Annotated in this window: 10 protein-coding genes and 1 pseudogene; 6 read left to right on the top strand and 5 right to left on the bottom strand. The window is 68.2% G+C overall.

Going from position 1 to position 12,793, the window contains the following annotated elements; translation table 11 throughout:
• Nucleotides 1–29: 29 nt before the first annotated feature.
• Nucleotides 30–1,547: a serine hydrolase gene (locus CAP40_RS09585; protein WP_256924108.1), complete on the bottom strand. Its 1,518-nt coding sequence runs from the start codon at nt 1,545–1,547 to the stop codon at nt 30–32.
• 616 nt (nt 1,548–2,163) lie between these two features.
• Between CAP40_RS09585 and CAP40_RS09580 the strand changes: the two genes are divergently transcribed.
• On the top strand, nt 2,164–3,045 hold the full coding sequence (locus tag CAP40_RS09580) for a hypothetical protein (RefSeq protein WP_218822128.1): 882 nt from the start codon (nt 2,164–2,166) through the stop codon (nt 3,043–3,045).
• A 6-nt stretch (nt 3,046–3,051) separates the two neighbouring features.
• Here CAP40_RS09580 and rimM read toward each other — a convergent pair whose 3' ends face one another.
• The 3 genes and pseudogenes from rimM to ffh all read right to left on the bottom strand — a co-directional run bounded on the left by rimM (nt 3,052) and on the right by ffh (nt 5,692).
• Nucleotides 3,052–3,546 (bottom strand): ribosome maturation factor RimM, encoded by a 495-nt coding sequence (gene rimM / locus CAP40_RS09575; RefSeq protein WP_086129115.1) that lies wholly within the window; start codon nt 3,544–3,546, stop codon nt 3,052–3,054.
• 117 nt (nt 3,547–3,663) lie between these two features.
• Nucleotides 3,664–4,101 (bottom strand): annotated as a pseudogene (gene rpsP / locus CAP40_RS09570) (30S ribosomal protein S16); the annotation flags it as partial.
• An 88-nt stretch (nt 4,102–4,189) separates the two neighbouring features.
• On the bottom strand, nt 4,190–5,692 hold the full coding sequence (gene ffh, locus CAP40_RS09565) for a signal recognition particle protein (RefSeq protein WP_086129113.1): 1,503 nt from the start codon (nt 5,690–5,692) through the stop codon (nt 4,190–4,192).
• A 296-nt stretch (nt 5,693–5,988) separates the two neighbouring features.
• Here ffh and CAP40_RS09560 point away from each other — a divergent pair, with 296 nt between their 5' ends.
• Nucleotides 5,989–7,623, top strand: coding sequence for a bifunctional diguanylate cyclase/phosphodiesterase (locus CAP40_RS09560; RefSeq protein WP_086129112.1), 1,635 nt, complete (start codon nt 5,989–5,991; stop codon nt 7,621–7,623).
• A gap of 46 nt (nt 7,624–7,669) precedes the next feature.
• Here CAP40_RS09560 and CAP40_RS09555 read toward each other — a convergent pair whose 3' ends face one another.
• Nucleotides 7,670–8,245, bottom strand: coding sequence for a DUF924 family protein (locus CAP40_RS09555; RefSeq protein WP_256924107.1), 576 nt, complete (start codon nt 8,243–8,245; stop codon nt 7,670–7,672).
• Between CAP40_RS09555 and mtaB the strand changes: the two genes are divergently transcribed.
• From mtaB to CAP40_RS09535, 4 genes are read left to right on the top strand one after another with little or no spacing between them, the layout of a single operon-like run.
• A complete protein-coding gene (mtaB, locus tag CAP40_RS09550; RefSeq protein WP_086129111.1) occupies nt 8,246–9,463 on the top strand; it encodes a tRNA (N(6)-L-threonylcarbamoyladenosine(37)-C(2))-methylthiotransferase MtaB in 1,218 nt (405 codons plus the stop codon).
• The gene (gene ftsY, locus CAP40_RS09545; RefSeq protein WP_086129110.1) at nt 9,460–10,395 is read left to right on the top strand and encodes a signal recognition particle-docking protein FtsY; all 936 of its coding nucleotides are present in this window, start codon (nt 9,460–9,462) and stop codon (nt 10,393–10,395) included. The genes mtaB and ftsY overlap by 4 nt, the downstream gene beginning before the upstream one ends.
• Nucleotides 10,388–11,002: a septation protein IspZ gene (gene ispZ / locus CAP40_RS09540; RefSeq protein ID WP_256924106.1), complete on the top strand. Its 615-nt coding sequence runs from the start codon at nt 10,388–10,390 to the stop codon at nt 11,000–11,002. Before ftsY ends, ispZ begins: the two co-directional genes overlap by 8 nt.
• A 30-nt stretch (nt 11,003–11,032) precedes the next feature.
• Nucleotides 11,033–12,757 (top strand): chloride channel protein, encoded by a 1,725-nt coding sequence (locus CAP40_RS09535; RefSeq protein WP_086129109.1) that lies wholly within the window; start codon nt 11,033–11,035, stop codon nt 12,755–12,757.
• The last annotated feature ends 36 nt before the right edge of the window (nt 12,758–12,793 follow it).

Genomic DNA, 12,793 nt, shown 5'->3' with positions numbered 1-12,793 from the left:
ATGTCAAGCCCCCGGATCGCCTTGCCTGCTCAGGGCTTGGCGGCGGGTTTCGGCCGGAAGCGCAAGGCCTGGATGGTCGCCGGGCGTGTCGGGGCCAGCAGCACGGTGCCGTCGAGCAGCCCCTTGTCGCAGTGCCAGCGAAAGGCGACGGAGAGCGCGCCGCTCGGAAAGAGCGGCTCGGCCTTGCCCGTGCACGCCCCAAGCTGCGCGCGCAGGGCCGCAAGATCGCTGCGCCACCCCTCGGCCGAGCGATCCATCAGGAAATTCATCGCGAGGGCGGGCCCCGCGACCGAGACGTCGCCCGCCGCATAGATGGCGCGCGCAGTTTGCTGGGCCGCAACCAGTTCCGGCGTTGCCGGCGCCTCGGCGAACTGGAGCGCCCCCGCCTTGTCGAGCGCGAACATCGCATCCCAGGCCGTGCCGGCGGCACCGGTATAGGTGCGGTTGGTGAAGACGAAGATGCCTATGCCCGCCTCGGGCAGCAGCAGCATGTGCGAGCCATAGCCGGGATAGCCGCCGCCATGATGGAGCATCAGCCCGAGCTGGCAGTCCTGCGACACGCGCAGGCCCTTGCCATAGGCGGCGGCCTGCATGCAGCCGTCCTTGGCCGCGCCGCCCATGCGCGGAGCGACCCGCACGAAGTTCAGCCCCTGCGCCAGTTCGCGCACCGTGGCGCGCTTGACCGGCCCCGTGTCCGGCCCGTCGCGGGGCGGCCATGCGGAGAGCAGGAAGGCGATCCACTTGCCATAGTCATTGGCGCTCACCTGCAGCCCGCCCATCGGACCGAAGGCGCCGTCGCGCATGGTCGGCTCCTCGCGCCAGGCGCCATCCTCGAAGCGATAGCCGATGGCGCGCCGCGCGATCGGCCATTCGGACACTTCGAACCCGCTCGAACCCATGCCCAGCGGCGCGAGGATCGTGCGCTCGACATAGGTGCGATAGGGCATGCCCGATGCCTTGGCGACGATCCGCCCGAGCAGCGCATAGCCGAAGTTCGAATATTCGTGCGCGGTCTCGGGCACCCGGCTGAAGGGAACGCCGGCCCGGAGCAGCTTCGCGAACTCGGCCTCGGGCATCGGCGTCTGCCGATCTCCCCAGGGATCGTCGGTGACGAAGCCGGCCACATGGGAGAGCAGGTCCCGGATGCGGATATGGGGGCTGTCCGTCGTCGGATATTTCCAGCCGCGCATCTCGGGAACGTATTTCTCGGCGAAGTCGTCGAGCGAGAGCTTGCCGGCATCGCGGAGCGACAGGATCGAGAGCGCAGTGAAGGCCTTGGTCATCGAGGCGATGCGGAACAGCGTGTCGGCCGTGACCGGGCGCTTCTCCCTCAGGTCCTGCACGCCGAAGCCGCGGACATGGACGAGCTTCCCCTCCGCGACGATGCCGTAAACCAGACCCGGCGTGGGCGTATCGCGCTGTACGGCCTCGAACTGGCGGTCGATCGCCTCGAACTGCGGCTTGAGCGCCGCTTCCGTCGTCTGCGCGGCGGCGGGCATGGCCAGGCAGCAGAGCGCCGCCATCAGCGTGGTACGGACCCGGTTCATTGCATGTATCCCCCGATGTTCGCGGGGAAGCGTAACCGGCCCTCAACGGGCGCGCCAGCCCAGGCGCTCCTCGAAGAGGAACCATATCGGCGGCCCGGCGAATCGACATTCAGCTCTGCCCCTTCCACGCTTGGCGACAGGGGAAGGAAATTGAATGCCAAAGCCTCTCTTCCGTCATGCTGAACTTGTTTCAGCATCCAATCCTCCACCAGTGATATCGCTGGCGGCACCTTGGACCCTGAAACAAGTTCAGGGTGCCGAAGGGGGGTGGTTCGAAGTGTTCCAGCCGGCCAAGCCACATCCTTGGCCTGAATTCCGATTGGTCCTGGCCCATCCGCCCGGTCGCGAGCGCGATCGCCCAGTCCGGGCCCCTTCCGCTTCCGCCTTTCGCGCAGCGGCGCGATGGTCATAGGCGACGGCCTGGAGCCCGACCTTGTCCGGATCGGGCACGCAGCGCCCGCCCCCTGCGAGCTTGAAGGATTACGCCTTCATATTTCCATCTTCTCGTCGCAGCATTACAGCAAGGGGAAGCTATTCCATGCACATCCGCGCCGCATTTGCCACAATCGCCTTTCTGGCCACCGCATCGACCCCGCTCCCAGTTGCGGCCCCTCAGGTGCAGACTGGCGATATCGATCGCTTCTGGACGGCCTTCGATGCGATCAACGCCACGCCGGATCGGACGAGGAAGCTGGCGCTTATCCAGCAGTTGTACATCGACAGGGGCACTCCGGGCCTTCATGCCCTGATGACCGCCCGGCGCTACACGGCGGAACAATATGTCGATGCGATCGCGGGCTACCCGAAATTCTGGGCCTCGATCCGCCCGCTGACCAATCGGGCGCACGACATGGCCGCACCGCTTGCCGCCAATCTTGCCAAGTTTCGGAAGCTCTATCCCGAGCTTCGTCCGGCGAGCGTCACTTATGCGGTGGGCGTCCTGCGCACCGGTGGCACCACCATGGACAATCAGGTGCTGATCGGCGCGGAGATCGCCCTGGCCGACGAGACTGTCGACGTCTCCGAACTGCCCGAGCCGATGCGTACCCGGCTGGGCGCGTTCTTCGCAACCCGGCCTTATCTGAACAACGGCCAGAACAACCTGCACGAATATGTCCACACCCAGCAGCGCGTCTCGGGCGACACGCTGGCGCAGCGCATAGCCTATGAGGGCGTCGCCGAATTCGTCGCCGAGCTGGTGACCGGCACGAAGCCGCCGCTCGAACTCTATCGCTACGGCCCGGCGCATCGGAATATCGTCCGGGATCGCTTCCGCGCCGAAATGGACGGCACCGACTGGGGCAACTGGCTCTACAACAGCGCCGGCAACGCCTTCGGGGTGAGCGACATGGGCTATTTCACCGGCTACGAAATCGCCAGGGGCTATTATGCCCGCGCCACGGACAAGCGGCGCGCGGTGAAGGAAATGATCGAGCTTCGCTACGACGATCCCGCCGCGGTGAAGGCATATATCGCCCGGTCGGGTTATCTGGCCTGAGGGCGCTCAGGCTTCGACGAAGGCGGCGCTCACCACCAGCCGCTCGGCATCCCATTCGGGCACGGCGGCGGGGATCATCGGCACCATGAAGCGCTTGGCCTTGCCGCTTTCGTCGGCCGGCCGCTCGATCTCGAGCACGTCGCCCGCGCCGAAATTGTCGATCGCCACGACCTTCCCCAGCGCCGCGCCCTCGTCGGAGACGGCGGGAAGCCCCAGCAGGTCGACATGATAATACTCGCCCTCGCCGAGCGGGGGCAGCGCCGAGCGCGGGACGCTGAGTTCGGTCCCGCGCAGGGCCTCCGCCGCATTGCGGTCGGCCACTTCGGCGAAGCGCGCGATCGTGCCGTTCGGCCCGCCGCGCACCGATTTCAGCGTCAGCGCACCGCCGTTGAACCGGCGGTGCGTCGACAGGTCCTCGGCGAAGACCTTCAGGCGGACCTCGCCTGTCACGCCGTGCGCGCCGATCACGACGGCGAGCGTAACGGGCTGATCACCGGACAAAGCTTACGCCTCGGCCGGCGGGGTCTCTTCGGCGGTCGCCTCGGCGACCTGCTCGGCTTCCGCCGTCGGCTCTTCGGTCGCCGCTTCGACTTCGGCGGCCATCACGGCCTCGGTTTCCTCGTTCGAGCCCTCGGCCGGAACTTCCTCGGCGGCCGGAGCCGGCGCGGCGGCAGCGGCGGCGGCCTCGGCCTTCGCCTCGGCGGCGGCTTCCTCGGCGGCCTTCAGCTTCTCGGCACGCTCCTCGGCGCGCTCGACGGCCTTCTCGCCCGGCTTGCCCTTGTTCGGGTTGTTCTTGGCGGTGCGCTCCTTGAGGCCGGCGGCGTCGAGGAAGCGGGCGACGCGGTCGGTCGGCTGCGCGCCGACGCCCAGCCAGTAGGTGGCGCGATCATTGTCGAGCACGACGCGCTTCGCATCGTCCTTGGCGAGGAGCGGGTTGTAGGTGCCGATCTTCTCGATGAACTTGCCGTCGCGGGGCGAGCGGGCATCGGCAACGACGATGCGGTAGTACGGACGCTTCTTCGAGCCGCCGCGCGACAGACGCAGGGAAATAGCCATTACAATCTTCCTTCTTCGTATTCGTCAGCCCGGCGATCGCCGGGTCTGGTCTGGTTGTTGCCCCGCCGCCTGACGGCTGGGCGGGGGATCACTTCTTCTTCAGAAAATTCTCGAAACCGGGCGGGAGCTGGGGCGTGCCGGGGCCGCCGAGGCCCGGAAGCCCGCCGGCGCCACCCGGGCCGTCCAGCTTGCCCATCATGTCGCCCAGCCCGGCGCCGCCCAATGCGTTGCCGACACCGCCCATGCCGCCGCCCGGGCCACCCTTGCCGAGCATGCCCATCAGGCCCTTGAGCCCGCCCATCTTCTTCAGCCGCTTCATCGCGGTCTGCATCTCGAGGTGCATCTTCAGCAGCTTGTTGACGTCCTGCACGGTCGTCCCCGAGCCCTTGGCGATGCGGATCTTGCGCTTGGCGTTGATCAGGTCGGGCTTGGCGCGCTCCTTCGGCGTCATCGAGGTGATCATCGCGTCCATGCGGATCAGCACCTTGTCGCCGCCGACCTGGTCGACCGCCGCCTGCGCCTTCTTCATGCCCGGCATCATGCCGGCAAGCGCGCCCAGGCCGCCCATGCGGCGCATCTGGGCAAGCTGGCCGCGCAGGTCGTTCATGTCGAACTGGCCCTTGGCCAGCCGCGCCGCCATCTTCTCGGCGTCTTCCTCCTGGATCGCCGCCGCGGCCTTCTCGACCAGGCTGACGACGTCGCCCATGCCGAGGATGCGGCCGGCGACGCGCTTGGGGTGGAAGGGTTCGAGCGCATCGAGCTTCTCGCCCATGCCGGCGAACTTGATCGGCTTGCCGGTGACCGCGCGCATCGACAGCGCCGCGCCGCCGCGGGCATCGCCGTCCATGCGGGTGAGGATCACGCCGGTGAGCGGCACCTGCTCGGAGAAGCTGGTCGCAACGTTCACCGCATCCTGGCCGGTGAGCGAGTCGACGACGAGCAGGATCTCGTTCGGCCGGGCGATATCCGCCACCGCCTTCATCTCGTCCATCAGCGCCTGGTCGACGTGCAGGCGGCCGGCGGTGTCGAGCATCAGGACGTCATAGCCCTGGAGCCTGGCGGCGTTCAGCGCGCGCCGGGCGATCTCCACCGGCTGCTGGCCGGCGACGATCGGCAACGTCTGCACCTCGGTCTGGGTGCCGAGCACGGCGAGCTGCTCCTGCGCGGCCGGACGGTTCACGTCCAGCGACGCCATCATCACCTTCTTGCCCTGGCCCTTGAGCAGCCGGGACAGCTTGGCGGTGGTGGTCGTCTTGCCCGAGCCCTGGAGGCCGACGAGCATGATCACGGCCGGCGGCGTCACGTCGATCGAAAGCTCGGCCGTATCCGGGCCCAGCATGTCCACGAGCGCGTCGTGGACGATCTTCACCACTTGCTGGCCCGGCGTGACCGAGCGCAGCACCTCGTGGCCGATGGCCTTCTCGGTCACCTTCTCGACGAAGTCGCGCGCCACCGGAAGCGCGACATCGGCCTCCAGCAGGGCGATCCGCACTTCGCGCATGGCGGTGCGGACATCGGCCTCGGTCAGCGCGCCACGACCACGCAGGCGCTCGAATACGCCACCCAGCCGTTCGCTCAGACTTTCGAACATCGACCAAAAAACTCCAAATCCGGACCATGACCCGTCAAACGCAAAACACGCCGGCGGACGAAACCTCGTCGGCCAGCGTCACCCCATGGGGCGGCAAATGTTTCGCGTTCGAAGAGAACGGTCGCGGCGGCCCCTACTCCATCGGAGCGTGGGAGGCAAGTGCATCAAACTCCCTGCGCCTGGCGGGGGAGCGTGGGCGAACCGCATTTATTGCGCGAACATGTCGTCGGCTTAACCCGTTCTATACCGAGTGCATGAGAAACGGACCCGATTGCAGTTGGGGGATCGTTCCCGGCATGTCGCTGGACCACGAAGAACAAGCCTTATCGCGAAGCGCCCCGCGCCCGGCCCTGTTGTCGGGTGCGATCAGCGTTGCCGCGATTCTGCTCTTCATCGGCACCGGCAGCGCCGTGCTCTCCAAGACGCTGCAATATTATTTCGAAGGCGGCGCCCCCGCCGACCGCACGCTTGTCATCGCATTGCTGCTCAACGTCGCGCTGATCCTGTTCGGCTGGCGCCGGCATTCGGAGCTGAGCCACGAGGTGCAGGTTCGCGCCGCCGCCGAGGAGCGCGCCCAGCAACTCGCCAATCGCGACCCGCTGACCGGCTTCTACAACCGCCGCAGCCTTGCCGAGGAAGGTGCGGCGATGTTCGTCCGGGCCCAGCGCCGCCGCAAGGCCATGGCGATGATCATGCTCGACCTCGATCATTTCAAGACGATCAACGACATGCACGGCCATGCCGTGGGCGACGCGCTCCTGCGCGCCGTCGCCGCCGAGATCGCGCATGTCATGCCGCCGATCGCCCTCACCGCGCGGCTGGGCGGCGACGAGTTCGCCTGCGGCTTCCTGTTCGACCCCACCGAACCGGCCGTGGTGGAGCGCATCGCCGAGCGGCTGGTCAGCCGCATGGCCCAGCCCTTCGAGGCGGAGGGCCTGCGCCTGCACATCTCCTGCTCGCTCGGCATCGCGCGCTCGGACTTCGACTGTGCGAGCATCGACGCGCTGATGCGCTCGGCCGACATCGCGATGTACGCGGCCAAGAAATCGGGCCGAAACCGCTATGCCTGGTTCGATCATTCGATGGAGCGCGAGCTCCAGATCCGCAACGAGCTGGAGAGCGGGCTGCGCACCGCGATCCCGCGCGGCGAGATCGTCCCCTATTTCGAGCAGCAGGTGGACCTGACCACCAACCGGCTGCACGGCTTCGAAGTGCTGGCGCGCTGGGAACATCCCACGCGCGGGCTGATTTCCCCCGAGCTGTTCATTCCGATCGCGGAAGAGACGGGGATGATCGCCGACCTGTCGCTCTCGATCATGCGCCAGGCCTTCCTCGCCGCGCGCGACTGGGATCCCGCACTCACGCTTTCGATCAACATCTCGCCCTGGCAGCTGCGCGATGCCTGGCTTGCGCAGAAGATCATCAAGGTGCTGGCCGAGACCGGTTTCCCCGCGAGCCGGCTCGAAGTGGAGATCACCGAAAGCTCGCTGTTCGACAATCTGGCACTGGCGCAGTCGATCGTCGGCAGCCTGAAGAATCAGGGCGCCCGGCTGGCACTCGACGATTTCGGCACCGGCTATTCGTCGCTGGCGCATCTGCGCGCCCTGCCCTTCGACCGGATCAAGATCGACAAGAGCTTCGTCATGTCGCTCAACACCAGCGCCGATTCGGCCGCGATCGTCAATGCGATCATCAGCCTGGGCGAGAGCCTAAACCTGCCGATCACCGCCGAAGGCGTGGAGGACGGCGCGATCGAGGAACGGCTGCGCGCCGCAGGCTGCGCCAAGGCGCAGGGCTGGCATTATGGCAAGCCGCTGTCGGTGATGGGCGTCCGCCGCCTGCTCGCCGAGCGACGGCTGATCCTGACCGGTGGCACCCCGCCTGCAGCCGCACCCGAGCCGCCGGCGGACGATCGGCGGCTGGCGGGCTGAGCTTCCTCCCGGGCCGGGCATCGCCTACCCTCCAGGGGGGCGCCGCTCACCAGCCCGCCCCCTCCGCGCTTAGGAACGCCGCCTCCTCCGCCGTCGATTCTCGCCCCAGCGCCGCATTCCGGCTGGGGAAGCGGCCGAACTTCGCGATCACCGCCGCATGCTTCTCCGCGAAACCCGACAGATAGGCATCGCCCATCGCGCCGAACTTCTCCACGCTCAGTTCCTGCATCGCCGGGTCCTCGGCATGTTCCAGCGGCAGATAGAGGAACTGGCGCCGGTCCTTGCCCATTCCGGCATCCCAGCCCTTGCCGATCGCCTCCAGCGCCAGCGCCAACGCCAACGGATCGGCGGCAAAGGCCTGGGCCGTGCCACGATGGATGTTGCGGCTGAACTGGTCGAGCAGGATGATCGCCGCCAGCAGCGTCTCGGGATCGTCGCGCCAGCCCGCCGCGCCCGAGCCCAGCACCAGATCGCGCAGCGGCCCGAAGCGCGACTTGATCTCCGCATCGAGCTTCGGCGATGTGGCGAAATGCTGCTCGGGCGTGAGCGCGAACCAGAAGCCCAGTATTTCGCGGGTGCTCGCGTGGACATCGCGTGTAGCTGCGCCTAGATCACCGGCCAAATGTCATCCCCTCACGTCATCAGTCTGGGTTGCCGGCTCAACCTCGCGGAAAGCGAGACGATCCGCACTTTGCTGTCCGATCGCGACACGATCGTGATCAACAGTTGCGCGGTGACCAACGAGGCCGTCAAGCAGACCCGCCAGGCGATCCGCCGCGCGCGGCGCGAACGGCCGGGCGCCGAGCTGGTGGTGACCGGCTGCGCGGCGCAGATCGACCCGCAGGCGTTTGCGGCGATGCCCGAGGTGGACCGGGTGATCGGCAATGCCGAGAAGCTGCGGCCCGATGCCTGGCTCTCGCCCGAGCCGGTGGTGGTGCAGGACATCATGGCCGTGCGCGAGACGGCACCGCATCTCGCCGCCAGCTTCTCCACGCATGCCCGGGCGTTCGTGGAAGTACAGAATGGCTGCGACCATCGCTGCACCTTCTGCGCGATCCCCTATGGCCGCGGCAACAGCCGCTCCGTGCCCGCGGGCGCCGTGATCGACCGCGTCGCCCAACTTGCCGAGAACCATGCCGAAGTGGTGCTGACCGGCGTCGACCTGACCAGCTATGGCCCCGACCTGCCCGGCGCGCCGAGCCTGGGCCAGCTGGTCGAGCGCATATTGGCGCATGTGCCGGAGCTTCGGCGGCTCCGGCTTTCCTCGCTCGACGGGATCGAAGTGGACGACCGGCTGTTCGCCCTGCTCACCGGAGAGCCGCGCCTGATGCCGCACGTCCATCTCTCGCTCCAGGCGGGGGACGACATGATCCTGAAGCGCATGAAGCGCCGGCACGGCCGCGCCCAGTCGGTTGCGCTGGTCGAGCGATTGAGGGCCGCCAGGCCGGAGATCGCGATCGGCGCCGACCTGATCGCCGGCTTCCCCACCGAGAGCGAAGCCATGTTCGAGAACTCGCTGGCGCTGATCGAGGAATGCGGCATCGTCCATGCCCATATCTTCCCCTACAGCCCGCGCGCCGGCACCCCTGCCGCAAAGATGCCGCAGGTCGAGCCCGAAGTGGTGAAGGCCCGCGCCGCGCGCCTGCGCGCCGCCGCCGCCCGGACCCGCGCCGCCTGGTTGCAAAGCCTGGTAGGCAGCACGCAGCAAGTGCTGGTAGAGCGCCCCGGCGAGCGGGGCCATGCCGGCAATTTCGCCGAGGTTCGCCTCGCCCCAAGCCAAGTCGGAGAGATTGTGAGCGCCAAGATCGTGGACGTCCGGGACGGGAAGCTGATCGCATGAGCGGCCCCAGCTGGCACGAGCGCCTTCTCGGCGGCTTCCGCAAGACGTCCGACCGGCTGATCGGCAACCTTGCCGGCCTGGGCCTGGCCCGGCTCGACGACGCGACGCTCGACGAGATCGAGGAAGCGCTGATCGCGTCGGACCTTGGCCCGACCACCGCCGCGCGCGTCCGCCAGCGGCTCGCCGAGGGCCAGTTCGAGCGCAACATGGAAGAGCTCGGCATCCGGCTGGTGGTGGCCGAGGAAGTCGCCAAGGTGCTCGAGCCCGTGGCGAAGAAGCTGGAGATCGAGGCCTTTCCCCGTCCGCAGGTGATCCTGGTCATCGGCGTCAACGGCTCGGGCAAGACCACGACGATCGCCAAGCTCGCCAATCTGCTGATGGAGCAGGATTATTCGGTGATGCTCGCCGCCGGCGACACCTTCCGCGCCGCCGCGATCGGCCAGCTGCGCACCTGGGCCGAGCGGATCGGCGTGCCGATCGTCTCCGGTGCCGAGGGCGGCGATGCCGCCGGCATCGTGTTCGAGGCCGTGAAAAAGGCCACCGAGATCGGCACCGACGTGCTGATCGTCGACACCGCGGGACGCCTGCAGAACAAGCGCGAGCTGATGGACGAGCTGGCCAAGATCCGCCGCGTGCTCGGCCGGCTCAATCCGGCGGCGCCGCACGACGTGGTGCTGGTGCTCGACGCGACCACCGGCCAGAACGCCCTGAACCAGATCGAAGTGTTCAAGGAAGTCGCCGGCGTGACCGGCCTCGTCATGACCAAGCTCGACGGCACCGCGCGCGGCGGCGTGCTCGTCGCGGCGGCGGAGAAATACGGCCTGCCGATCCATGCGATCGGCGTGGGCGAGAAGGTCGACGACCTGCGCCCGTTCAACGCGCAGGAAGTGGCGCGCATCATTGCCGGGGTGGAGGAGCTTACCAATGGCTGAGAAGAAGGCCGCCACGCCGGGCGTGCGGATGCTGATCGACTATGGCCCGCTCGCGGTGTTCTTCCTGGTCAATTCGCTGGCCCAGGGCCCGGTGCTCGCGCGCGTGTTCGCCGCGACCGTGGCGTTCATGGTCGCGATGGCCGCAGCGATCGCGCTGAGCTGGTGGAAGACCCGCCACGTCTCGCCGATGCTGTGGATCACGGCCGCCTTCGTGCTCCTGTTCGGCGGGCTGACGCTCTATTTCCACGACCAGACCTTCATCCAGATCAAGCCGACGATCATCTATGCGATGTTCGCGATCGTGCTCGGCTATGGCGTGATCGCCGACAAGCCGCTGCTCCAGATGCTGCTCGAACAGGCCTATCCCGGCCTCTCGGCCAAGGGCTGGCGGCTGCTGACGATCAACTGGGCGCTGTTCTTCGTCGCCGCCGCGGTGGCGAACGAGGTGGTTCGCCAGTTCGTCACCTGGGACCAGTGGGTGCTCTTCAAGACCTGGGTGATGATCCCGGTCACGCTGGTGTTCGCGATGCTCAACATCCCGCTGCTGCTCAAGCACGGCCTGCAGCTGGAGAAGCCCGAGGACGCGCCGATCCCGCCCCAGGAGTGAGCGGGCGCGGTGTCGCACACACGCTATCCGATGGTCCGTGCGGCCAATTGGCTGCGCCGCCGGATCCGCTCAAGCGCCCCGTGGTTCCTGGCACTGGCGCTGCTGGTCGGGGTGGGTGCCGGCCTTTGCGCGATCGCGCTCGGCCAGATCGCGCGCGGCACCCAGCGGCTGCTGTTCGGACTGGCGCAGGGCGAGCATCTCAGCGCCGCGGAAGCGATCGCGCCGTGGCGGCTGATCGCCCTGCCCATCGGCGGCGCGCTCCTCGGCCTGGTCCTGTGGTTCCTGCGCCGGCGCCAGGCCGTCGACATCGTCGAGGCCAATGCGCTGCACGGCGGCCGCATCCCCGCGCGGGACACGGCGACGGTGGTCGGCACCACCTTGCTCTCCAACAGCTTCGGCGCCTCGGTGGGGCTCGAGGCTGCCTATGCCCAGGCGGGCGGCGGCCTGGCGTCGCTGCTCGGGCAGAAGATGAAGCTCCGGCGGAGCGACTTGCGCACGCTGATGGCCGCGGGCGCGGGCGCCGCCGTCAGCGCCGCATTCGGCGCCCCGCTCACCGGCGCCTTCTACGCCTTCGAAGTGGTGCTCGGCGCCTATAGCACCGCCACCGTCGCCCCGGTGATGCTCGCCGCGCTCGCCGCCGCGGTGCTGGCCCGCGCGATGGGCATGACGCCCTATGTGATCGCGGCCGGCGGCATGCACCCGATCGGCACCGCCGATTATGCACTTTACGCGATCCTCGGGCTGCTCTGCGCGGGGCTGGGGATCGCCTTGATGCGGCTGGTCTCGCTGGTCGAGCGCGCCGTGCATCGCTCGCCTTTGCCCGCGCACTGGGCGCCGCTGGTCGGCGGGCTGCTGCTCGTGCCGCTCGGCCTGTTCTCGCACCAGACGCTCTCGGGCGGGCACGGCGCGCTCAACCTCAACCTGATGGCCGAAGTGACGATCGCCGGCCTGGCGCTGACCATCCTGCTCAAGATGCTCGCCTCGGCGCTGTCGCTCGGCTTCGGCTTCCGCGGCGGCCTGTTCTTCGCCTCGCTGTTCCTGGGCTCGCTGGTCGGGCGGCTCTATCAGGTCGTGCTGGCGGAAATTCCCGGCCTCCACGTCCTCGCCCCCGACGACGCCACCGTGGTCGGCATGGCCGCACTTGCCGTGGCGGTGGTCGGCGGTCCGCTCACCATGTCGCTGCTGGTGCTGGAAGTGACGCATGATTTCAGCATCACCGGCGTCGCGGTGGCCGCCACCCTGATCTCTTCCACCGTGGCGCGCGCGACCTTCGGCTACAGCTTCTCGACCTGGCGGCTGCATCTGCGCGGCGAGACGCTGCGCAGTGGCCGCGACGTCGGCTGGATGCGGGCGCTCACCGCCGGGCAGATGATGCGCCGCGACGTGCCCCGGTTCGCCGCCGATGTCAGCGTCTCGGCGTTCCGCGAGCGCTTCCCGCTCGGCTCTACCACGCGCGTGGTGCTGCTCGACGCGCAGGGCCATTATGCCGGTATCGTCGATACGGCCGCGGCCTGGTCGCCGGACGTGGAGCCGGTGGTGGAGATCGGCACGCTGGGGAAACTGCCCCAGGCCAGGCTCGCTCCCGAGATGGGGATCGGCGAGGTGCTGGAGATGTTCGACCGCGTCGTGGCGGACGATCTGGTGGTGGCGAGCCCTGCCGGCGATGTCCTCGGACTGATCACCGAACGGCATGCCCGGCGCCGCTATGCCGAGGAACTCGAGCGCGTCCAGCGCGAGCTATACGGCGAGGTCTGAGCTATTTCCGCTGCCCGCCGAACGCCAACTCCCGAA

Origin of the sequence: Sphingomonas sp. IBVSS2, assembly GCF_002127225.1 — a bacterium.
Classification (GTDB): domain Bacteria; phylum Pseudomonadota; class Alphaproteobacteria; order Sphingomonadales; family Sphingomonadaceae; genus Sphingomonas.
Note: the sequence above shows the minus strand (reverse complement) of the source record. Positions and strands in the feature narration are given on the sequence as shown.

Excerpts from the sequence above, each read along its gene's own strand:
- CAP40_RS09585 (WP_256924108.1), bottom strand. The coding sequence starts at position 1,547 with ATGAACCGGGTCCGTACCACGCTGATGGCGGCGCTCTGCTGCCTGGCC.
- ffh (WP_086129113.1), bottom strand. The coding sequence starts at position 5,692 with ATGTTCGAAAGTCTGAGCGAACGGCTGGGTGGCGTATTCGAGCGCCTG.
- CAP40_RS09560 (WP_086129112.1), top strand. The coding sequence starts at position 5,989 with ATGTCGCTGGACCACGAAGAACAAGCCTTATCGCGAAGCGCCCCGCGC.
- mtaB (WP_086129111.1), top strand. The coding sequence starts at position 8,246 with ATGTCATCCCCTCACGTCATCAGTCTGGGTTGCCGGCTCAACCTCGCG.
- ftsY (WP_086129110.1), top strand. The coding sequence starts at position 9,460 with ATGAGCGGCCCCAGCTGGCACGAGCGCCTTCTCGGCGGCTTCCGCAAG.
- ispZ (WP_256924106.1), top strand. The coding sequence starts at position 10,388 with ATGGCTGAGAAGAAGGCCGCCACGCCGGGCGTGCGGATGCTGATCGAC.
- CAP40_RS09535 (WP_086129109.1), top strand. The coding sequence starts at position 11,033 with ATGGTCCGTGCGGCCAATTGGCTGCGCCGCCGGATCCGCTCAAGCGCC.